Raw genomic sequence first — 23,537 nt, 5'->3', positions numbered from 1 at the left:
CTAACTAAACTTTATTTCATGAAGAATAAATTATTGCTATTATTAGCCTTTGCTTTTATTTTGAAATTAGAAGCCCAAACTACTATTGTGCCTAATCAAAACGACTCAAGAGTAATTACAACCGGAGTGCCCTTTTTACTAATTGCAACCGATGCTCGTGGAGCAGGTATGGGTGATATGGGGGTTGCAACGACTGTTGATGCTTTTTCACAACAATGGAATTCATCAAAATATGCGTTTTCAGAAACTAAATCTGGGATAGGAGTTAGTTACACGCCTTATTTAAGTAAATTGGTTAACGACATCTTTTTAGGAAGCGTTACCTATTTTAATAGAATTGACGAACGTAGTTCTTTTGCAGCAAGTATGCGCTATTTTTCTTTAGGAGATATTGAATTTGTAGACGATGAAACGTCATCACCTTTAGTGCAACGCCCTAGTGAATTTGCTATAGATGGATCTTATTCGTTACGTTTAAGCGATCAGTTTGCCATGTCGGTAGCTATGCGTTATGTAAATTCAAACTTAAGATTAACAGGTGTTGATGGAGATGCCCGATCTGCGAATCTTTTTAATGTGGATATTTCTGGATACTATCAAAGTGAAGAAGAGGCTTATGCCGATTTTAACGGAAGATGGCGTGGTGGTTTTGCCATTCAAAATATTGGCCCGAAATTTAAGTATGATGAAGGTGGCGAAGAAAATTTTCAACCAACTAATTTAAGATTAGGTGGTGGTTTTGATTTTATTTTCGACGATTATAATAAAGTTTCGGTAACTGCAGAGGTGACTAAATTGTTAGTGCCAACACCGCCAATTTTAGGTGATGAATATTCGTATACAGATGAAAATGGCGATGGGAAATATGAAGAAGGCGTAGATACCTTAGGTTCTGTAGTACAATCAGATGTTATATACAAAGGAAAATCTAACGATGTTGGTTTCTTACAGGGGATGTTTCAATCTTTTGGAGATGCCCCAGGTGGTTTTAGCGAAGAAATGAAAGAGTTTACATGGGCATTAGGAGCTGAATATGTGTATCAAGATGCTTTTTCGTTTAGAACAGGGTATTTTAATGAAGCTGAAGAAAAAGGAGCGAGAAAATTTTTAGCATTAGGTGCTGGCTTTAAGGCAAATGTTGTAAATGTAGATTTATCCTATTTATTTTCAACATCAAAAGTACAGAGTCCTTTAGAGGGAACCTTACGTTTCTCTTTAACTTTCAATATTGGAGCTGGTACCTATATGGAGTACTAAACAGAATAAGTTTTAACAATCTATAAAAAACTATTGTGAAAGCAATAGTTTTTTTGTTGTTAGACGTTTCGTAGCTTTACTCATGCCAATTCTGTATTAAAGACAAGCATTATGAAAGAAATTAAAAAAGAATCAACGCTTTTTGTTTTTGAAGATTTAAAAGCACTGCCTAGCGAAATTTTAAATTTAATTCATAAGGCTATTGAAGCTAGAAAAAATGCTTATGCGCCCTACTCTAATTTTCAAGTCGGTGCTGCGCTTCTTTTAGATAACGGCGAAATTATTACAGGCAATAATCAGGAAAATGCGTCTTATCCTTCAGGACTCTGCGCTGAACGTACAGCAATCTACTATGCCGGATCTCAGTATCCAGATGCTAAAGTGCTTCAAATGGCTATTTCGGCAACAGCCAAGAATAATCCAACAGAAACACCTATCCCGCCTTGTGGTGCCTGCAGACAGGCCATGGTAGAATATGAAATTAAACAAGAGACACCTATCGCTATTTATTTTATGGGTGAAAAAGGGGCTGTAGCAAAATCTAATTCCATCTCAAATTTGCTCCCTTTTACTTTTGATAAATCTGTTTTATTTTAAAAATAAATCGCGATTAGTGTAGAATTAAAGCTGATAAATTTCAAATAAATTTAATTTTTCATTAAAAAATTATCAAATAATCAAAGGAGTTAGTTAAGAATATTATTTTGATTTTTTTTCTACTTTAGTGTAGTTGGGTTTCCGCATTAGCGCACAATGTGTTACTTTTGTAGTCGCTTATAAATTATCATAAAAATATTCCATGCAAAAAATCACAAAAGAGGTTTACCTCAAATGGTACGAAGACATGTTGTTCTGGAGAAAGTTTGAAGACAAACTTGCCGCAGTATATATTCAACAGAAAGTAAGAGGATTTCTTCACTTGTATAATGGTCAAGAAGCTGTATTAGCAGGTGCTTTACACGCGATGGACTTGACTAAAGATAAGATGATTACCGCTTATCGTAATCACGTGCAACCTATCGGTATGGGAGAAGACCCTAAACGTGTTATGGCAGAATTATACGGAAAAGTAACAGGGACTTCTAAAGGTATGGGAGGCTCGATGCATATTTTTTCTAAAGAATTTCGTTTTTACGGAGGTCATGGTATTGTTGGTGGTCAAATTCCATTAGGAGCAGGAATTGCTTTTGGTGATAAATACCACGGTAGCGATGCTGTAACTTTATGTTGCTTTGGTGATGGTGCTGCTAGACAAGGCTCACTTCACGAAGCTTTTAACTTAGCCATGTTATGGAAACTTCCTGTAATATTTGTTTGTGAAAACAACGGATATGCTATGGGAACTTCGGTAGAGCGTACAGCAAACCATACAGATATTTGGAAACTTGGTTTGGGTTACGATATGCCTTGCGCTCCTGTAGATGGTATGAACCCAATAAAAGTAGCTGAAGCTTTTGATGAAGCTATTCAAAGAGGACGTCGTGGTGATGGACCAACATTTTTAGAGTTGAAAACTTACCGTTATAGAGGACACTCTATGAGTGATGCACAACACTACAGAACTAAAGCTGAAGTTGAAGAATACAAGAAAATAGATCCTATCACACAAGTGAAGGATGTTATTCTTGAAAAGAAATATGCAACCGAAGACGATATTAAAGTTATTGATAAGCGAGTTAAAGATCGCGTTGCAGAATGTGAAAAATTTGCAGACGAATCGCCATATCCAGACAAGCAACAACTTTACGATATGGTTTACGAACAAGAAGATTATCCATTTATTCAACACAAAATATAAGCTATGGCAATAGTAGTAAATATGCCGCGTTTAAGCGATACCATGGAAGAAGGTACAGTAGCGGCTTGGTTAAAAAAAGTAGGAGATAAAATTGAAGAAGGTGATATTCTAGCTGAAATTGAAACTGATAAAGCCACTATGGAATTTGAATCCTTTAATGAAGGAACTTTGCTTCATATTGGTGTTCAAGAAGGTGAAACTACTAAAGTAGATGAGCTTTTAGCTATTATTGGTGATGAAGGTGAAGATATTTCAGATATATTAAACGGTGGTGGAAGTGCTGCTCCTGCTGCTGAAGCAAAAGAGGAAGTCGCTGAGGCTGCTCCAGAAGCAACAGAAGAAGCTCCTGCTGAGGAAGCTGCTCCTGCTGCTGCATTACCTGAAGGTGTTATCGTGGTAACTATGCCACGTTTAAGTGATACCATGGAAGAAGGAACAGTAGCTACTTGGTTGAAAAAAGTTGGAGATACGGTTGAAGAAGGTGATATTTTAGCCGAAATTGAAACCGATAAAGCCACTATGGAATTTGAATCATTCCAATCGGGGACTTTGTTAGAAATAGGATTACAAGAAGGTGAATCTGCAAAAGTAGATGCTTTATTAGCAATTATTGGCCCTGCAGGAACAGATGTTTCTGGAGTTGCTGCTAATTTCTCTGCTCCAGCTAAAGCTGAAGCTCCAAAAGCTGCAGCGCCTAAAAAAGAAGCGCCTAAAGCGGCTCCAGCTCCAAAAGCTGCGTCTGCACCAAAGGCAGCTGCACCTGCACCAACGCCTGTTACAGAAAACGGACGCGTGTATGTGTCGCCATTAGCTAAGAAGTTAGCCGATGAGAAAGGCATCAACTTAGTTAAAGTTCAAGGTTCAGGAGAAAACGGACGTATTATAAAACGTGATATCGAGAATTATGAGCCAGCAGCATCTGCGGCTTCAGCAGGAAAATTTGTTCCAGCTGGTCAAGAAGATTTTGATGAAGTTGATAACTCGCAAATGCGTAAAGCAATTGCTAAAGCATTAACGAATTCTAAATTCTCTGCGCCTCACTATTACTTAAATGTAGAATTCGACATGGAAAATGCTATGGCATTCCGTGCGCAATTCAACTCGATTCCAGATACAAAAATATCTTATAACGATATGGTTGTTAAAGCTTGTGCTTTAGCATTAAAACAACATCCTCAAGTGAACTCTCAATGGTTCCCAGACAAAATGCGCTTAAATAATCACGTGCATATTGGTGTTGCTGTTGCAGTTCCTGACGGATTAGTGGTTCCTGTGGTTAAGTTTGCAAACGAGCAAACCTTACCTCAAATTGGAGCAGCTGTTAAAGAACTTGCAGGAAAAGCGAGAAACAAAAAGTTAACGCCAGACGATATGCAAGGTAGTACGTTTACAGTATCTAACTTAGGTATGTTTGGTATCGATACGTTTACATCTATTATTAACCAACCTAACTCGGCAATTCTTTCTGTTGGAAATATTGTTGAAAAACCAGTGGTTAAAAACGGACAAATTGTTGTTGGTCACACGATGAAATTATCATTAGCTTGCGATCACAGAACAATTGATGGCGCTACAGGAGCTCAATTCCTTCAAACATTGAAAGGATTTATTGAAAACCCTGTAACGATGTTAGTGTAATTTAGATGTCCTCGAAAGAGGAAATCATACTATAATATTAAAACCTGTTTCAGTAAAAAGAAACAGGTTTTTTTTATCTTTATTCCATGGTAAAAACAAAAATAAACGTCCTGCTTGTACTGCTTATATCATTAAGTGGCATAGCACAAAACAATAATTCAGATGCTCCTATTAAACTTAAAAGCATCAAAAAAAGCGTGCATCATTTGGCTTCAGATGCTCTTGAAGGTCGAAAAACAGGAACAGCTGGTATTGAAAAAGCAGCGGTTTATATCGAGAAATTCTTCAAAAAGAATAACATCAAACCTTATTTTAAGACCTATAGAGATACCTTTAATATTGAGGGCGGAATTATTGGCTATAATATTGTTGGGTATATTGAAGGCAACGATTCTAAATTAAAAAATGAATTCGTAATTCTTGGCGGACACTACGATCATATTGGAACGGCTCCCGCAGTTGAAGGCGATGTTATTGCAAATGGTGCTAACGATGACGCTTCGGGAACTGTGGCTGTAATGGAGTGGGCTAAATATTTTAATGAAACAAAAAGCAATAAACGAAGCATCCTCTTTACGCTTTATGCAGCCGAAGAAATGGGTTTGTTAGGCTCAACGCATTTAGCTCAACGCTTAAAGGCTGAAAATTTAGATCTATATACCATGATTAATTTTGAAATGATTGGCGTGCCTCGAAATCCCGACCAATCTATGGCCTACATCACGGGTTACGATCTTTCTAATATGGGAGAAAAGCTCAATGTTTACGCAGAGCAAAAGTTACTTGGTTATCTAGAAAAAGCTAAGGCTTATAATTTGTTTAAACGTTCGGATAATTATCCGTTTTATCAAGCATTTCATGTTCCTGCTCAAGCAATTTCAACCTTCGATTTTGCAAATTTTGAATATTACCATCACGTTGATGACGAGCCTGATAAAATCGATTATCAACACATGACAAGTTTTATAAATAAAATGATTCCTGCTTTAGAAGGCATGATAAATGCACCAACCAAAGAGATTAAACTACATGAGTAAACATATTATTATTACAGGAACAAGTCGCGGTATTGGTTTCGAATTGGTGCAATTATTTGCAAAACAAGGGCATCAAGTTTTAGCGCTTTCGCGGAATGAAAAGCCAATTTTTGATTTGAACCTTAAAAATGTTACCGTTTTTTCTTTTGATTTGTCAGATCATGAGGCTTACAAAAAGGTTGAAAATTTTATAGCTAAAAACTGGAAACAAGTTGATGTATTAATCAATAATGCCGGAGCATTGCTTAATAAACCGTTTTCAGAAATTTCCATGCAAGATTTTGAAAACATATACCGAACCAATGTTTTTGGTGTTGCCGAATTAACCCGTGTGGTTCTACCTTTTATGAAAAAACAAAGTCACGTGGTAACCATTAGTTCAATGGGTGGGGTGCAAGGTAGTATGAAATTCCCAGGTTTAGCAGCCTATAGTTCTAGTAAAGCTGCCGTAATTACCTTAACAGAATTGTTAGCCGAAGAATATAAAGATTCTGGAATTTCATTTAATGTTTTAGCTTTAGGTGCCGTTCAAACTGAAATGCTTGAGGAAGCCTTTCCTGGTTATCAGGCACCAATTACAGCTTTAGAAATGGCTGAATACATTTTCGATTTTGCCCTAAACGGAAACAAATATTATAACGGTAAAATGCTTCAGGTTTCTAATTCTACGCCTTAATTTCTAACCGTACTTATAGATTTTTATAACTTAAAATAAGACAGAGTTTAGTTTTTAGCCTACTTTTATGAGGAATATCTTTTCGATTTTTTTGTTATTAACTTTAGTGAATTTGGGGTATTCTCAAATAACTTTATCACACAATGTAGGTAATACGCCAATAGATACAGGGATGTTTTCATGCGAAGATAAGGATGAAGGGTGGTCGAGAATTTTTAAGTTGTCAGATTTTGGTATATCAGCAAATGAACAATTTGTTATTAAATCCGGGCAGGTAGCTCTTAGCAAGTCTAATAGCGGGGCAAGATTACAATTTAATGTTTATAGTATAGACGCTAATTTTCCTGTATTTCACCATTCCTTATATCCAAGAACAGTACTTGGTCGTCGAGGTATTGGTCAGGCGCCTATTATTGATGGTGTTCCTGAAGTAATAAAAGTAGATTTTGATGAACCAATAATTGTTCCGGCTGGAACAGAAAGAATTTTAGTGACAGTACAAAAGCATGTAGATTCTTATAATCCTGAATCTGCTCAAGTTTTTATTGCAGGAACAGAAGCTGATACAGGTGAATCCTGGTACGAGGGATGTCTAGAGAATTACAGCCTAAAACCGACAACAGAATTAACCATTCCTGTTCCTAATGCTAATTTTTATATTAATGTAACAGGAGATGTTTTGGCTGTAAAAAGCTCAGGTAACACTGTCCGGTTATCTCATAACGGTTGTGATGATATAATAGAAACAAATATACACTCTTGCTCGTCATCATACATATATTGGGCAAGAGCATTTACTTTAGATGATTTTGGTATATCTTCAAATGAAGAATTTGTAATTAATTCTGGTCAAGTTGGTATTAATAAAACAGGTTGGCTGCCAGAGATTAGTTTTAATATATATAAAATAGATGATAAATTTCCTGCCTCGTTTTCCGAAGCAGATTTGATAGGTAGTAGTCAATATCAACAGCTTTCTCCTAATATAGATCGTAGTTCGCAAATTGTTCAGGTAGATTTTGATACACCAATTGTAATTCCAGCTGATGTAGAAAGAATTTTAGTAGAAGTTCATAAAGGAATTGTTTATGGAGATGGTGTAGCTTTTATTGCTGGTTCCACTTATGATAATGCCGTATCATGGCAAAGAGGTTGTACATGGGTTGCTGGAGGTTCTAATTTTGGAAATGAATATGTTTCTACAGCAGATTTTGGAAGACCAAATGCTAATTTCTACATAAATGTTACAGGAAACGTTAAACATGTAACCAACAATTTTGAAATGAATATTTCAAATGTTTGTTCAGAGTTTCTTAAAGAATTTAGTATAGAAGATAAAGCAAACGTGGCTTCAGTGGTTTGGAATTTTGGTGATGTGGCTTCAGGAGTAAATAATACATCGACGAATTTATCCCCTTTTCATGATTTTTCAGCAGATGGCACATATACCATTACTGCCACGGTTACTGGTAAAAACGGAAGTGTCGAGGTTTTAAAAGAGACTATCGATGTAAAAGAGCCGCCGACAGCCTATGGGATTAATGATGTCTATGCTTGTGAAGATGCTTATGGTTCCGGTATATCTTCATCATTTAATCTTTCAACAATTAAACAACAAGTTTTAAAAGCTCAGTCAAATAAAGTAGTCACTTTTATTGATGGTTCAGGAAACGAGTACAAGGCATTAACAAATACTTTTTCAAATACAATTAGAGACAGGGAAACGATTACTGTAAGAGTAGCTCATCAAAATGCTCCTTGTTGTTATTCAGAAACTACTTTTGATTTAATTATAAACCCATTACCAAATCTAGAACATGTTAAAGATTTAATTGTTTGTGAAAGTGAAACCAAAGGCTATTCTAATTTTAATTTACAACAAGTTAAATCAAGTTTAATTGCAAATAACACTAATGTTGATATTGAATTTTATCATGAAAACGGTCAAAAAATTGTTTCTCCATTACAAACTGTTGAAAATTTAGTGGTAAATGAAGAAGAAATTTCGGTTAGGGCAGTCTATACCGATACTAATTGTTTTAATGAAACTACTTTTAAGTTAGTTGTGAGTGCTTTACCAATTGCAAACTCATTAGATGAAATCATTGGTTGCGATGATAATAACGATGGTATTTCAGAATATTTTGATACGTCAACAATTGAAACAGAAGTTTTAGGTGGTCAAACAGACATGGAAGTGTCTTATTTTGATAATTCTGGAAAACAGCTATCTAGTCCGTTACCTAACCCCTATAAAAATAGTATTGCGAATCAAGAAATAATAACAGTTAGAGTTACAAACCCACAAACAAACTGTTTTTCAGAAACTCTTTTACTCTTGAATACAGCGTCGCAACCTCGAGTTAATACCCCACAAACTCTTTATGGATGTAATTTGGGGAATGGTTTTGCCAATTTTAATACATCCCATATTGAGAACGAATTAATAGGAAATCAAAGCGGTTTAAAAATTAGTTATTTTGATACAAGTGGAAATATATTACCTAGTCCGTTACCTCTATCTTTTAAAAATACTCAATCATGGAAACAAAACTTAAAAGTTAGAGTTGAAAATGAGTTGAATAGTTTATGTTATTCTGAAACTAGTTTTGATTTGATAGTGAATGAGTTACCTGTTGTTAACTTAGAGGAAACTTATTTCTTATGTAATTTAGAACCTCATTTAAACCTAAGTGTTAAAAGGAATTTAGATACATATATATGGGAATATCAAGATGGAACTATTATTTCTAATATTTTTGAAGCTAATTTAGAAGCAGCAGGATTTTATTCCCTTACAATTGGCGAAACCAAGAATGGTATTTATTGTGAAAATCGAATTGATTTTGAATTAATTCGTTCGGTATTACCAATTATTACAAATGTTGAATATAAGGAGTTGTCTGATAATAATTTTATTGAGATTTATGTTTCAGGCGATGGAGATTTTGAATATTCTATAGATGGTTTTAATTATCAATCAAGCCATAGATTTAATAATATACACGGAGGTGTGTATGCTGTTTCGGTGAGGGATAAACTAGGTTGTGGAGAAGATTTTGAAGAAGTAACTGTAATAGATTATCCCAAATATTTTACTCCAAATGGCGATGGTATCAATGATACTTGGCAAATTAAAGGGGTAACTAATTATTCAAACGCTATTATTTTAATATATGATAGACATGGAACATTTTTAAAGCAAATTTCAGCTAACAGTATGGGGTGGGATGGCACTTGTAAAAACAAGAATATGCCTAGTTCGGATTATTGGTTTACAGTTAAATTAAATAGCACGAATAATTTTTCTGGTCATTTTGCATTAAAACGTTAATTTATGAGTAAATACAAATGTGTTATTTTCGATTGTGATGGGGTTTTAATTGATAGTGAAACCATTGCTATAGGTGTATTGGTTGCAATGGCTAATAAACTAGGCGCTAATATGCCTGTTGAACAATCGGTAATAGATTTAAAAGGAAAGTCGTTAAACTCATGTATGGCGTTAATTTCAGATTTAATAGGAAAACCACTTCCTGATACTTTTGAAGCCGATTACAGAACCAATACATTCAAAGCTTTTCGAGCAGAAATACAACCTATAAAAGGAGTTCGAGAGGTTATTGAAGCTTTAAATATTCCTTTTTGTGTAGCTTCAAGCGGTCCGGAAAATAAAATACGTCTAAATTTAGAAGTTACAGGATTACTACCTTTTTTTGAAAACCGAATTTTTAGTTGTTACGCTTTACAGAAATGGAAGCCAGATCCTGCCGTATTTTTATGGGCAGTAGAAACCATGGGCTTTACCCCAGAAGAATGTTTGGTTATAGAAGATAGTTTGTCTGGAGTTCAAGCAGCAAAGGCCGGCGGATTTGATGTGTTTGCTTATACAGAATATGGAACAACTCATGAAATAGAAACCCTAGCCACCAAAACATTTTCTAAAATGAGTGACTTGTTGGGGCTTATTGAGGAGGATAAGTAGCTTTAAGCTATGTTAATTACTAAATCCCGATTCCCTTTCTCGCCACATACTTTGAACCTTTGTTACTTTGAGGCGCTGTCTCTTTTCATAATTAAACAATTCCCCGACTCAACATTTAAATATAATTCTACTATTTTTGCCTCGATGCAAAATCAACTTCAAAAATACATTCCAGAAACTGCTTTACCCCAAATTTTACAGCTTTTAAAGCATGAGCATTTGGTGGTTAAAATTAAGAGCGAACGCAAAACGCGGCATGGCGATTACATGCGCTTGCCTAATGGGCGGCATCAAATTACTATTAATTCAAATTTGAATGTCTATCGTTTTTTAATTACTTTGGTACATGAAATCGCTCACTTTGAAGCTTTTAAAACCTACGGTAAGTTTATAAAACCCCATGGTAAGGAATGGAAATACACCTTTCAGCATTTAATGTTGCCCTTTTTAAATCCAGATATTTTTCCAAATGAGCTTTTACCATTATTGGCAAAACATTTTAAAAACCCAAAAGCGAGTAGCGATACCGATGTCAACTTATCGTTAGCATTAAAACAATTTGATGAACCTAACGATAAAACCTATATTTTTGAAGTTCCCATGGGAAGCATTTTTAAAATTTATAACGGAAGAGTCTTTAAAATGGGGAATAAACGCGTAAAACGATATGAAGGGGTTGAGGTTAAAACAGGTAGAATGTATTTGTTTAATCCCAATGCCGAAGTAGAAATTATAAAATAAGATACATGAAGAAGAATTATTACGCCATATTAATGGCAGGCGGTGTAGGATCACGATTTTGGCCGATAAGTACAGAAGAATTTCCGAAGCAATTTCACGATATGCTAGGCACGGGCGATACTTTAATCCAAAAAACATTTCACCGTTTAGCAAAACTTATTCCTAAAGAAAATATATTCATTTTAACCAATGCGCGTTACAATGATTTGGTCTTAGAGCAATTGCCAGAAGTAACGCAACGCCAAGTGGTTTTAGAACCCGCTATGCGTAATACGGCTCCATGTATTTTGTATGCTTCATTAAAAATTCAAAAGGAAAATCCAGATGCTGTTATGATTGTGGCACCTAGCGATCATTGGATTGAAGATGAACAAACCTTTTCAAAAAATGTCGAGCAGGCTTTCGAGTTTTGTTCTAAAAATGATGCCTTAATGACTTTAGGTATTCAACCCACATTTCCAAATACAGGTTATGGTTATATTGAATACGATAAGTCTTCCGCGGAAGCGATAAAATCGGTAAATCAGTTTAGAGAAAAACCAGATTATGAAACGGCTAAAGGCTTTATTTCTCAAGGTAATTTTCTTTGGAATGCAGGGATTTTTATGTGGAGTGTTAAAACGGTAGTCGATACTTTTAAGAAAAATCAACCAGACTTATTCGCTTTATTTGAGTCTGGCATATCGGCTTATAATACCAATTTAGAAGCGGATTTTATTGAGGAAACTTACCCTAAAGCAGAAAATATCTCGGTAGATTATGCGATTATGGAAAAATCATCCAATGTTTACGTGATTGCTGCCGAATTTGACTGGAACGATTTAGGAACTTGGGGCAGTTTATACGACAAGTTAGATAAAACAGAAAATGGCAACGCCGTAGTGAATGCGAGAGTTTTACCCGAAGATGCTTCAGGGAATATGATTCGTACTAAAAAAGATAAAATCGTTGTTGTAGATGGACTGAACGATTATATTATTGTGGATAAAGAGGAAGTTTTACTTATCTTTCCTAAGTCTAAGGAGCAGGATATTAAAAAAGTGCTCCAAAATGTTAAAAATAAATTTGGAGAACATTACGGATAACCAAAGAGATGAGCGAAGAAAATAAATTCAACTTTTCGGACGAGGAAATTGAAGCCGAAAAAGAAAAGAACGTTGAAGAATCTAAAGAAGCTGTTAAAAAAGATGCACAAGGTCTTTTAGCCAGTATAAAAATCTTTTTAAGAGAATTATTAGATTTTAGAGATGATACCGATCGGGAAGCAACGCTTTTAGCGATAAAGGCAGATATTCCATTTAAAGGCGCTACAGCATGGATTTTGGTCTGTTCTATATTTGTGGCATCTATAGGGCTTAACGCCAATTCAACAGCTGTTGTTATTGGAGCCATGTTAATTTCTCCTCTAATGGGGCCGATTTTAGGCATGGGAATGTCGCTTGCTATTAACGATATCGATACCCTTAAAAAATCATTAATAAACCTAGCTACCATGATTGTGCTTAGTTTGTTAACGGCTTTTTTATTCTTTTGGTTGTTTCCATTAAGTGAAGATACCTCGGAACTTTTAGGTCGTGTAAGACCCGATATTCGCGATGTTTTAATTGCATTTTTTGGTGGTTTAGCTTTGATTATTGCACGAACAAAAAAAGGAACTATTGCTTCTGTTATATTTGGTGTAGCGATTGCAACAGCTTTAATGCCACCGCTTTGTACGGCAGGTTATGGCTTAGCTAAGGGCAACTTTGTTTACTTTGGAGGAGCCATGTATTTATTTACAATTAACACCATTTTTATTGCATTGGCTACATTTTTAGTATTGAAACTTTTAAGGTTTCCAATGATTAAATATGCCAATTCAAAACGCCGTTTATTTATTTCTAGAATGGCCATGTTGTTGGCTGTAGTGGTTATGGTTCCTGCGGTTTGGACGTTTTTAAATGTTTTAAAAGAAAGCAATTTTAAACGTGATGCTAGTATGTTTATTAAAGAAGAATTATCTGATTTACCACATGGTGAGTACATTAAAAATAATGCTTCATATACTTATATTGATGATGAAAATTCGTTTATCGAGCTAAATACTTTTGGTTTAGATGAAATACCAGAAACAACCATTGCTATTTTACGAAATAACATGAAGGATTATAGAGCCTTGTCTAAAACGAAATTGAACTTCAATCAAAACAGATCCAAAAATCTAGATAATTTTAAATACATGGAAGAATTACGTACCCGTGATTCTTTGGATATTTTATCGCAAACTGATAAAATCCATTATTTAGAAGATAAACTTAAACGATTTACAAAGCTTGAAAGTAGCTATTTGGCATTTGATGGCTTAACCGAAGAACTGAAGATTAATTACGAGAACATCGAGCAATTCTCTTATGCCAATGTAATTAACACTAATTTTAAAAAGAAAGACACCATGCCTGTGTTTTCTGTAAAATGGAAATCTGGTTATAAGGAAGCTGATCGTGTGAAAGATAAAACCAAACTAGAAAAATGGTTAAAACTAAAGTTGAGTTTAGATACTTTAGTGGTTCGTAAAATGAATTAAAAACTTATTTACAGTTATATTTCAAATTGAAAAGGCTCTGCTATACGATATAGCAGAGCCTTTTTTTGTAGAATAAACACCCCCTATTTTTTATAAATATATTCCTGAAGCTTCCTAAATTGGCGTTAATTTTAATACTATAGCTGGGGTTTATAGCTTTTGGTTTAAAGCAGAGACGTGTTCATTTAAACAAACACAAGTTCTTTGTTTAAGTGTTTAAAAAGTTAGAAATCGATAATGGATAAACTGTAACTAAAATAAAATTACCCAGTTTTGTATAACGGGTTAACTATTTTCTTCCAAATACATTTTACGAACCTTTTTAAAGAGGTTTGAAGAGTAAACGAAATCGGTTACGACTTCATTATCGGTTCTAAAAATAGTTTTGTTGGAACCTTCCCAAGCTTTTAGGCCGTCTTTTAAAAACACAATTTTTTCACCAATTTCCATCACAGAGTTCATGTCATGGGAATTGATAACAGTAGTTATTTTATATTCTTCAGTAATTTCTTTAATGAGATTATCAATAACAATCGAGGTTTTTGGGTCTAAGCCCGAATTGGGTTCGTCACAAAATAAGTACTTCGGCCTGTTTACAATGGCGCGAGCAATAGCCACACGTTTTTGCATTCCGCCAGAAGCTTCGCTTGGCATTTTATTGTGTGCAGTATCTAAGTTTACGCGTTTTAAAGCAAGGTCGGCGCGTTCTCGCATGTCGTTTTTGTTAAGTTTGGTAAACATGCGTAAGGGAAACATCACGTTTTCTTCAATAGTCATAGAGTCGAATAAGGCACTGCCTTGAAAAACCATACCTATTTCGGCACGTATGTTTCGTTTTTCATCTTCACTTAAGCGTGAAAATATTTTTCCATTGTATGAAATTGAACCACCTTCATAATCAAATAACCCCAATAAGCATTTCAAAAAAACTGTTTTACCAGAACCACTTTGCCCAATTATTAAGTTTGTTTTGCCTTGTTCAAAAGACGTTGTTATCCCTTTTAGAATTTCACTGTCTCCAAACGATTTGTGTAAATCTTTAACTTCAATCATTAGCTTAATAACATTTGGGTTAGTAAATAATTTAAAAGAATGATAAACACACTAGTCCAAACAAAGGATGTGGTACTTGCTTTTCCAACCTCAAGTGCGCCACCTGTCATATAATAACCGTGGTAAGACGGAATAGTTGCTAATAGAAAAGCGAAAACCCCCGTTTTAATAAAGGCGTATGTGATATGAAAAGGGTCAAAATCCAATTGAATTCCCGTAATATAATCTTCAGGAGCACTAAATCCGCCGTATAGACAAGCAACAAGGCCACCAAGAATACCTAAAAACATACCAATGCAAATTAAAAACGGATAAAGCATCAGGGCAATAAATTTAGGGAAAACCAAATAGTTTATCGAGTTTATACCCATAACTTCAAGGGCATCAATTTGCTCGGTAACGCGCATGGTTCCTATACTGGATGTTATAAATGATCCTACTTTTCCAGCCATTACTATGGAAAGAAATGTAGGGGCAAACTCTAATAAAATTGATTGTCTTGTAGCAAAACCTACAAGATATTTTGGGATTAATGGGTTGTCTATATTTAATGCGGTTTGTATGGTAACAACGCCACCAACAAAAAAGGCTATAAACGCAACAATACCTAAAGATCCAATAATTAAATCGTCTATGTCTTTTAAGATTAGCTTCTTCATAACGCTCCATTTTGTTGGTTTGCGAAACATTTCGGCAATCATTAAAAAATAAGTTCCTATGCTGTGCAGGTAATTCATATGCAGTTTTGTAGCTGCTAAAGTAAAAAAAACTTAGAGGTATTTAACCTTAATTTTAAATTATGATGTTTTAAAATATGTATTTTTGAGGTTCATATACAAATTATGCTTAAATATATATATTACACCCTTTTTTTGTGTGCTTTTAGTTTTAATTCTTCTGCACAGAAACAGTCTGAATCACATCAAAATACCAGCAAAACCCAACCTAAATTAGTAGTTGGAATTGTAGTCGATCAAATGCGATACGACTATTTAACGCGTTTTTATTCAAAATATGGTGAAGGTGGTTTTAAACGTATGATGAATGAAGGTTTTAACTGTAAAAACAATCATTTTAATTATGTACCAACTTACACCGCACCAGGGCATGCTTCCATTTACACGGGAACTACGCCAAAATACCATGGTATTATTGGTAACAATTGGTATGAAAAAGAAACGAAGTCTAGGGTATATTGTGCCGATGATGCTAGTGTAAAATCTATTGGAACTGCCGATAAAGCAGGAAAAATGTCGCCGAGTAGAATGTTAACTACAACGTTTGCCGACGAAAATAAATTGTTTACGCAGCAAAAAGGAAAAACAATTGGTATTTCTGTAAAAGACCGTGGTGCCATTTTACCTGCAGGACATACTGCCGATGCGGCTTATTGGTTTCATGGTAAAGAAGAAGGGGTGTGGATTTCAAGTTCGTTTTATATGAATGAACTGCCTAAATGGGTTGAAAAATTTAATAAAAGTAAAACAGCCAAATCGTATTTAAAGGAATGGGATACTTTTTATAAGATTGATTCTTATGTTGAAAGTGGTGCCGATTTAAATGCTTTTGAAGGTGGTTTTAAAGGAAAAGAAACCGCAACATTTCCTTATGATTTAAAGTCGTTACAAGATAAAAACGGCCATTATAATATTTTGAAAACAACACCTTATGGCAATAATTTAACTACCGATTTTGCTATTGCAGCGATTGAAGGTGAAGCGCTAGGAACAGATGCTTTTACCGATGTATTAACGGTAAGTTATTCGTGCACAGATTATATTGGTCATAATTTTGGAGTGAATTCAAAGGAAGTTGAAGATGCTTATATTCGATTAGATAAAGATTTAGAACGCTTTTTTAAAGTTTTAGATAAGGAAGTAGGGGCAGGGGAGTATGTTGTTTTTTTAACGGCAGATCACGGTGCAATTGATGTGCCTGCTTATTTGGAATCGCATAAAATTCCTTCAGGGTATTTGAATAATGATGAGAGAAAACAAAAATTCAACGATTTTTTAGTTAAAACTTATGGGTCTACTGAAATTGTCGAAAACATAAGCAACGATCAAATTTTCTTGAATAAAGCTAAAATAAAAGCTTTAGGATTAAAACTTGAAGATGTTGAAAATGCTATTGTTGCCGAGCAAATGACTTATCCTCATGTTTCTAAAGCTTATACCAGAACTACAATGATTTCAACCGATTTCACCGAAGGTATTGAAGATTTAGTGCAAAAAGGATTCAATCAGAAACGTTCGGGTGATGTGATGTTGGTTAACGATCCGGCTTATATTTCATACGGAAAAACGGGGTCTACTCATGGTAGCGGTTTAAATTACGATACGCATGTGCCATTGTTATTTTTCGGAAAAGGAATAAAACATGGTGAAACCCTTGAGAAAACGAGAATCATTGATATAGCGCCTACAATTTCTGCTTTATTAGGCATTAGCTTTCCTAACGCTGCGATAGGAAAACCATTAGAGTATGTTTTAGAATAATGAATAAACGCACCCTATATTCTATTATTGCTGTTTTGCTTTTTGTGAGTGTTTATGGTTATGAACATTTTTTAGCTGAAGCAGAAAAAGCTGAGGTTGTAACTGATGGCCAAAACCCAAAGGCAAAAACCAACGAATTTTTCTTGCCTACAAGTACTACAGGACAAGTTATTCATCATAACGGATATTCCTTGTCTTACAGTGAAAAAGACGAACAAGCAGAATGGGTAGCTTACGAATTGAAAAAATCGGATCTTTCAAATAGAAATTTCAAACGGCCTTATTTTGAAATTGATTCAGCCGTTAAAACCGGAGCAGCACATTGGCGTAATTATAAAAAATCGGGTTACGATCGCGGCCATTTATGTCCTGCTGCCGATCGTTTATACAGCAAAGAAGCGCACGACGAAACCTTTTTAACCAGTAATATTAGTCCGCAAGAGCATAATTTCAATGCAGGGATTTGGAATACTTTAGAACAAAAAGTACGCTATTGGGCACAAAAATACGACGGTGTATTTGTGGTTACTGGCGGTGTTTTAAAAGGCGAGATGAAAACTATTGGTAGCGAAAACGTATCGGTGCCTAATGCGTTTTACAAAGTGCTTATTGATACCAATTCGGGAAAAACTAAAATGATTGGTTTTTTAGTACCACATGAAAATTCTAGAAAGCCGCTATACGATTTTGTGGTGCCTGTAGATTCTATTGAAAAATTAACGGGTATCGATTTTTTTCCAGAACTGGAAGATGATTTGGAAAACAAGTTGGAAGCTTCAAACAGTTATAAAGACTGGGCGTTTAACTAATTTTTGAACGCATGCCTTTCCAACGTAGGTTTCTAATGAATTTGCCTTCATCTTCAGAAACTAAAAAGTCAATGTTGTTGCTTTTTGCTTTAAAATAGCCTGCCAAATAATCTTTAAATAATGCCACACTTCTTTTTTTATATGCCAGTTTTCCCGCAGAAATTAAAGTGATTATAAAACCATAGCGCATTTTATACATGGCTTCTCCTTGCAAATATTTAGAAGCTTTGTTGTAGCTGATGCCCGTAGGTTTTAAATGCTTTATATGAAGAGTTTCATCGGTTAAAATGGTCCAACCGTAATATTTTGCCAACAACTCATCAACGGTATCCCAACCCATTGACGGTTTTAATTTGCCAATTTCGATAAAACATGCTTTTCTGTAGGCTTTCAAAGCACCTCGAATATGGTCTTTTCGGGTTAGGTTTTCAAGAATCCAATCGCCATTTTTTTCAATATAGCAAAAGCCTGAAGCCATACCTAGTTTCTCATCAGTAGAAAAATGATGGGATAATTGTTCTAAATAATGCTTCGGAAAAATTAAATCGGCATCAAATTTACAGATTACATCGTAATCATCATCTAAAGTTTCATAACCTTTATAGAAGGCATTAATGATTTTTGAACCTGGTAAATGTTTGTTGGATGACTTGGAATTAACTAAGGATATGAACGCGTACTTTTCCGCGAAAGCGCTAACAATTTTTTGAGTATCGTCGGTTGAATTATCATTCACCACCACCACACGTTTAGGCAACAGACTTTGATTGACTAACGACTCTAAGGTTTGTCCTATCGAGGTTTCTTCGTTGTGTGCAGGGATAACAATATAAAAATTCAAAGTAGAAAGGTTTTGGCGTAAAGTTAAACTCTTTCGGCGTAAACGATGTAATATCTAGGCGTAAACCATCTTAAAATAGGACGGATGCCAATCTTTTTAGTTGGATTTGTCCATTTTTGGCGGTCTATAATTTTCCAGCCTGCTTTTTCTAAGAGCCAGTCGAATTGCCAATCTTCAAATTCATGATAATGACGATCTAGCATATCGGTTTTGCTTCTATATGCTGAAGAAAACCAAAGTTTCAGTGGTACGCTAGCTACTAGTTTATCGGCTTTAATCGATTGAAGGACGGTGAAAGGCGAAAGTAAATGTTCGAAAATTTCAAAAGCGGTTACCACATCGGCATTCGAATTTGTAATGTTCGATGTGTCTGTGTCTAAATCTTCACCTTTCGTGTTTTCAACTTGAAAACCCTGTGTTTCCATGATTTTAGTAAACGGATTTACAACGCCCAAATCTAAAATAGTTTCGGCGGTTGTGATGTGTTTTTCTAGAAATTCTATGGTGTGTTTAAAACGTTTATTTGGAAATGTTTTTTCGTACATCAATTGGTTTTATTTTTTCACTTCCAAAAACTGGAAATTTCAAATAATTGTTGAATATTTTATACTTCGTAAACAATAGCATTTATGTTCATACCTGCACCAACACTAGCAAATATAATAGTGTCTCCTTGCTTTATTTCCTGATTTTTCATCTTGCCATTTAAAATTAAATCGTATAAAGTCGGAACCGTAGCCACACTAGAATTTCCTAATTTTCCAATACTCATAGGCATGATACCATCGGGCATTTCTAAATTGTAAAGCTCGTAAAAACGTTTTACAATGGCTTCGTCCATTTTTTCGTTGGCTTGATGGATGAGGATTTTTTTGATTTTAGAAATATCAACACCACTTTTATCCAAGCAAGACTTCATGGCTAGTGGTACGTTGGTTAAGGCAAATTCGTAAATTTTACGACCGTGCATTTTAATGTAGCAACGGTTGTCATCTACCTTTGGGTTGTAAGTTTCTCCAAAGAAAATGAAGTGGGCTTCTTCCAAAGAAAATGTTGCCGCTTCATGGGCTAAAATACCGCCTGTTTGCTCGGTAGCCTCTATAACTACGGCACCAGCACCATCGCTGTAAATCATAGAATCCCTATCGGAAGGATCTAAAATGCGCGATAAGGTTTCGGCTCCAATAACTAGGCATTTTTTAGCAATACCCGATTTGATAAATGCTTCGGCTTGAATAACGCCTTGAATCCATCCTGGGCAGCCAAAAAGTAAATCGTAGGCTACACATTTAGGGTTTTCAATACGTAAAAGATGCTTAACACGAGAGGCGAGACTAGGAACTGTATCACTTTGAATGCTATCGTGTTTGATGTCCCCATAATTATGGGCAACGATAATATAATCAAGGTCTTCACGAGAAATATTGGCGCGTTCAATGGCTTTTTCAGCAGCAAAAGAAGCGATGTCGGAAGTTGTTAAATGAGGCTTAACATAACGCCTTTCGGCGATACCTGTTATAGCCTTAAATTTTTTAACGATAACCTCGCTCGGGGCGTTTATTGTAGAACCATCACTATTTAAAAACTCATGATTATGAAAGTCTTCGTTTCTTTCAATATCGGCAGGAATATAGCTTCCTGTTCCTGTTATTTTTATAGTCATAAAAAAGGAAAATTGCCTGATTAAAATTAGTATCAAGCAATATATGAGTTTTTAAATCGTGATGGTTTCTGTTTTATTAAAATTTACGATGTTCAACCGTGCTTTTAAGCTTCAATATAATCTTCAATCGGTGCGCAAGAGCAAATTAGGTTTCTATCACCGTAAGCATCATCAACACGTCTAACACTTGGCCAAAATTTGTTTTCCTTTACATAATCTAAAGGAAAAGCGGCTTGCTCGCGAGAGTATGGGAAGTCCCAAGTTTCACTAGTAAGCATGGCTAAAGTGTGAGGCGCATTCTTTAAAACGTTGTTAGTCTCGTCTTTAGAGGCGTTATCAATTTCATTTTTAATAGCAATTAATGCATCACAGAAACGGTCTATTTCCCCTTTACTTTCACTTTCTGTAGGCTCGATCATTAAAGTACCAGCAACCGGGAATGATAAGGTAGGTGAATGGAAACCGTAATCAATTAATCGTTTTGCGATGTCGGTTACTTCAATACCGTTAGCTTTAAACGGACGACAGTCTACTATCATTTCGTGAGCCGCTCTACCACGTTCACCAGAATATAAAGTATCAAAACTACCTTGAAGGCGTTGTTTGATGTAATTAGCATTTAAGATGGCTACTTTGGTAGATTCTGTTAAACCTTCAGCACCTAACATTTTAATATAACCATAAGAAATCAAACAAACTAAAGCCGATCCAAAAGGCGCCGCTGAAATTCCAGTAATGGCATCTTTACCTCCTGTTTTCACAATTGGGTTTCCAGGCAAAAATGGTACAAGTTGTTCGGCAACACAAATTGGGCCAACACCTGGACCTCCACCACCATGAGGAATCGCAAAGGTTTTATGCAGATTTAAATGACAAACATCGGCTCCAATATTCCCTGGATTGGTTAAGCCTACTTGGGCGTTCATATTTGCTCCGTCCATGTATACTTGTCCGCCATTATCATGGATAATTTTGGTGATTTCTTTAATCGCAGATTCGTAAACCCCGTGTGTTGATGGGTAAGTAACCATTAAACAGGATAAGTTATCGGCGTGTAGTTCGGCTTTTTCACGTAAGTCTTCTACATCGATGTTGCCTTCTTCGGTCGATTTGGTTACCACCACTTTCATACCAGCCATAACCGCACTGGCAGGGTTGGTGCCGTGAGCAGACGACGGAATTAAGCAAATATTTCTATGGTGATCACCACGAGATTCATGATAAGCCTTAATAACCATAAGTCCGGCAAACTCACCTTGAGCACCAGAATTTGGTTGTAATGATGTTGCAGCAAAACCTGTGATTTCGGTAAGTTGATCTTCTAGAGCTTTAAGCACTTTTAAATAGCCTTTAGCTTGTTTTAAAGGCGCGAAAGGGTGAATGGTTCCCCAGTTCACAGAACTTAAAGGCAACATTTCTGAAGCCGCGTTTAACTTCATAGTACAAGATCCTAGAGAAATCATAGAATGATTTAATGATAAATCTTTACGCTCTAGCATTTTAATGTAACGCATTAATTCAGTTTCAGAATGATAACTGTTAAAAACAGGCTCGGTAAGGAAATCTGACCTACGTTGTAAATTCTCGGCAATGTTATTATGTTGTTCAACTTCAGAAATAATAATGCTCTTTTTATTTGCGGCTTTAGCAAAAATCGAAATAAGAACGTTTAAATCTGGAATTAAAGTTGTTTCATTAATAGAAATGGCTACCGTGTTTTTGTTTGGGTAGTAAAAGTTTACTTTTTTACCATTGGCTATTTTCTCAATCTTTTTAGCGTTGGCTTTAATAAGGATGGTGTCAAAAAACGAGCTGTTAACTTGTTCATATCCTAATTTTTCCAAAGCATTGGCTAGGGTTACCGCTTTATTATGCACACGGTTGGCAATAAATTTTAAGCCTTTTGGTCCGTGATATACGGCATACATACTAGCCATAACAGCTAGTAGAACCTGCGCTGTACAAATGTTAGATGTGGCTTTATCACGTTTAATATGCTGTTCTCTGGTTTGCAAGGCCATACGAAGTGCACGGTTTCCGTTGGTATCTTTGGTAACTCCAATAATACGTCCTGGTAAATCACGTTTGTAAGCTTCTTTCGTGGCGAAATAGGCTGCGTGCGGACCACCATAACCCATCGGGATTCCGAAACGTTGTGTGGTTCCAACCACTACATCGGCACCAAATTTACCTGGCGCTTCTAATTTTACCAAGCTTAAAATATCGGCAGCTACAGCTACTTTTATTCTGGCTTCGTTGGCTTGTTCTATAAATGATTTAATATCGGTAATTTGACCTTCTTTTCCTGGGTACTGTAAAATAGCTCCGAAAAATTCTGAAGAAAAGTTAAACTCTTCTTCGCTACCAACCACTAGCTCAATACCAATTGGTGTGGCTCTGGTTTGTAGTACCGATAAAGTTTGAGGTAAAATATTTTTTGAAACGAAAAATTTATTAACGCCTGCTTTTTTCTGATCGCGTTCACGCACAGCAAATAATAAACTCATAGCTTCGGCAGCAGCAGTACTTTCGTCTAGCAGTGATGCATTGGCAATTTCCATTCCTGTTAAATCAATAACCATGGTTTGGAAATTCAGTAAAGCTTCTAATCGACCTTGAGCGATTTCGGCTTGGTAAGGCGTGTAAGCCGTGTACCAACCAGGGTTTTCTAAAACATTACGTTGAATAACCGCAGGTAAAACCGTTGGGTGGTATCCTAATCCAATATAAGTTTTATAAACTTTATTTTTTAGAGACAATTTATGAATATGAAGTAGGTACTCATATTCGGTCATAGGCTCGTCTAAATCAAGCGGTTTTTTTAAACGAATATCATCAGGAATGGTTTCGTAGATTAACTGATCTAACGAATCTACACCTAAGGTTTGTAACATTAAAGTTTGGTCCTCCTGGTTAGGGCCAATATGACGCAAAGCAAACGCGTTTGTATTCATAAAAGTATATTTGAATAAATAATT

At 35.5% G+C, this 23,537-nt stretch carries 19 protein-coding genes; 13 read left to right on the top strand and 6 right to left on the bottom strand.

What is annotated here, in order from left to right:
* Window positions 1–18 precede the first annotated feature (18 nt).
* The 11 genes from porV (at window position 19) to H6X70_RS02780 (ending at window position 13,695) form a co-directional block, all read left to right on the top strand.
* Window positions 19–1,257, top strand: coding sequence for a type IX secretion system outer membrane channel protein PorV (gene porV / locus H6X70_RS02830; RefSeq protein ID WP_194766157.1), 1,239 nt, complete (start codon window positions 19–21; stop codon window positions 1,255–1,257).
* Window positions 1,258–1,368: 111 nt separating this feature from the next.
* Entirely contained in the window at window positions 1,369–1,854 is a 486-nt protein-coding gene (gene cdd, locus H6X70_RS02825) for a cytidine deaminase (protein WP_194766156.1), read from the top strand.
* A 202-nt stretch (window positions 1,855–2,056) separates the two neighbouring features.
* Entirely contained in the window at window positions 2,057–3,055 is a 999-nt protein-coding gene (gene pdhA, locus H6X70_RS02820) for a pyruvate dehydrogenase (acetyl-transferring) E1 component subunit alpha (RefSeq protein ID WP_194766155.1), read from the top strand.
* Between the two features lie 3 nt (window positions 3,056–3,058).
* Entirely contained in the window at window positions 3,059–4,693 is a 1,635-nt protein-coding gene (locus H6X70_RS02815) for a dihydrolipoamide acetyltransferase family protein (RefSeq protein ID WP_194766154.1), read from the top strand.
* An 86-nt stretch (window positions 4,694–4,779) separates the two neighbouring features.
* Entirely contained in the window at window positions 4,780–5,730 is a 951-nt protein-coding gene (locus H6X70_RS02810) for a M20/M25/M40 family metallo-hydrolase (RefSeq protein WP_194766153.1), read from the top strand.
* A complete protein-coding gene (locus tag H6X70_RS02805) occupies window positions 5,723–6,406 on the top strand; it encodes an SDR family NAD(P)-dependent oxidoreductase (protein WP_194766152.1) in 684 nt (227 codons plus the stop codon). The genes H6X70_RS02810 and H6X70_RS02805 overlap by 8 nt, the downstream gene beginning before the upstream one ends.
* Window positions 6,407–6,473: 67 nt before the next feature.
* Window positions 6,474–9,740 (top strand): T9SS type B sorting domain-containing protein, encoded by a 3,267-nt coding sequence (locus H6X70_RS02800; protein ID WP_228530238.1) that lies wholly within the window; start codon window positions 6,474–6,476, stop codon window positions 9,738–9,740.
* Between the two features lie 3 nt (window positions 9,741–9,743).
* Complete coding sequence (locus tag H6X70_RS02795; protein WP_194766151.1) at window positions 9,744–10,391, top strand: HAD family hydrolase; 648 nt, start codon at window positions 9,744–9,746, stop codon at window positions 10,389–10,391.
* A 144-nt stretch (window positions 10,392–10,535) separates the two neighbouring features.
* Window positions 10,536–11,132: a SprT-like domain-containing protein gene (locus H6X70_RS02790; RefSeq protein WP_194766150.1), complete on the top strand. Its 597-nt coding sequence runs from the start codon at window positions 10,536–10,538 to the stop codon at window positions 11,130–11,132.
* 5 nt (window positions 11,133–11,137) lie between these two features.
* On the top strand, window positions 11,138–12,217 hold the full coding sequence (locus tag H6X70_RS02785) for a mannose-1-phosphate guanylyltransferase (protein WP_194766149.1): 1,080 nt from the start codon (window positions 11,138–11,140) through the stop codon (window positions 12,215–12,217).
* Between the two features lie 8 nt (window positions 12,218–12,225).
* Window positions 12,226–13,695 (top strand): DUF389 domain-containing protein, encoded by a 1,470-nt coding sequence (locus tag H6X70_RS02780; protein ID WP_194766148.1) that lies wholly within the window; start codon window positions 12,226–12,228, stop codon window positions 13,693–13,695.
* A gap of 285 nt (window positions 13,696–13,980) precedes the next feature.
* On the opposite strand, the gene H6X70_RS02775 is transcribed toward H6X70_RS02780, so the two are convergent.
* Together H6X70_RS02775 and H6X70_RS02770 are read right to left on the bottom strand one after the other, a co-directional pair.
* On the bottom strand, window positions 13,981–14,748 hold the full coding sequence (locus tag H6X70_RS02775) for an ABC transporter ATP-binding protein (protein WP_194766147.1): 768 nt from the start codon (window positions 14,746–14,748) through the stop codon (window positions 13,981–13,983).
* Window positions 14,748–15,485, bottom strand: a complete 738-nt coding sequence (locus tag H6X70_RS02770; protein WP_194766146.1) for an MlaE family ABC transporter permease — start codon at window positions 15,483–15,485, stop codon at window positions 14,748–14,750. Before H6X70_RS02770 ends, H6X70_RS02775 begins: the two co-directional genes overlap by 1 nt.
* Window positions 15,486–15,590: 105 nt before the next feature.
* Here H6X70_RS02770 and pafA point away from each other — a divergent pair, with 105 nt between their 5' ends.
* Both pafA and H6X70_RS02760 read left to right on the top strand, forming a co-directional pair.
* Window positions 15,591–17,246: an alkaline phosphatase PafA gene (gene pafA, locus H6X70_RS02765; protein WP_194766145.1), complete on the top strand. Its 1,656-nt coding sequence runs from the start codon at window positions 15,591–15,593 to the stop codon at window positions 17,244–17,246.
* Window positions 17,246–18,055 (top strand): DNA/RNA non-specific endonuclease, encoded by an 810-nt coding sequence (locus H6X70_RS02760; protein WP_194766144.1) that lies wholly within the window; start codon window positions 17,246–17,248, stop codon window positions 18,053–18,055. The genes pafA and H6X70_RS02760 overlap by 1 nt, the downstream gene beginning before the upstream one ends.
* On the opposite strand, the gene H6X70_RS02755 is transcribed toward H6X70_RS02760, so the two are convergent.
* From H6X70_RS02755 to gcvP, 4 genes are all read right to left on the bottom strand, one after another.
* The gene (locus H6X70_RS02755; protein ID WP_194766143.1) at window positions 18,048–18,896 is read right to left on the bottom strand and encodes a glycosyltransferase; all 849 of its coding nucleotides are present in this window, start codon (window positions 18,894–18,896) and stop codon (window positions 18,048–18,050) included. The genes H6X70_RS02760 and H6X70_RS02755 overlap by 8 nt on opposite strands.
* Window positions 18,897–18,919: 23 nt before the next feature.
* Window positions 18,920–19,441: a methyltransferase gene (locus tag H6X70_RS02750; protein WP_194766142.1), complete on the bottom strand. Its 522-nt coding sequence runs from the start codon at window positions 19,439–19,441 to the stop codon at window positions 18,920–18,922.
* A gap of 59 nt (window positions 19,442–19,500) precedes the next feature.
* Entirely contained in the window at window positions 19,501–20,559 is a 1,059-nt protein-coding gene (locus H6X70_RS02745; RefSeq protein ID WP_194766141.1) for a 3-oxoacyl-ACP synthase III family protein, read from the bottom strand.
* 104 nt (window positions 20,560–20,663) lie between these two features.
* Window positions 20,664–23,513 carry an aminomethyl-transferring glycine dehydrogenase gene (gcvP, locus tag H6X70_RS02740; RefSeq protein ID WP_194766140.1) on the bottom strand — a complete coding sequence of 950 codons (2,850 nt, stop codon included), beginning with the start codon at window positions 23,511–23,513 and terminating at the stop codon, window positions 20,664–20,666.
* Window positions 23,514–23,537 lie beyond the last annotated feature (24 nt).

This window comes from Tamlana sp. I1 (assembly GCF_015355625.1).
Classification (GTDB): Bacteria; Bacteroidota; Bacteroidia; order Flavobacteriales; family Flavobacteriaceae; genus Pseudotamlana.
This window is presented reverse-complemented; position numbering and strand designations above follow the sequence as displayed.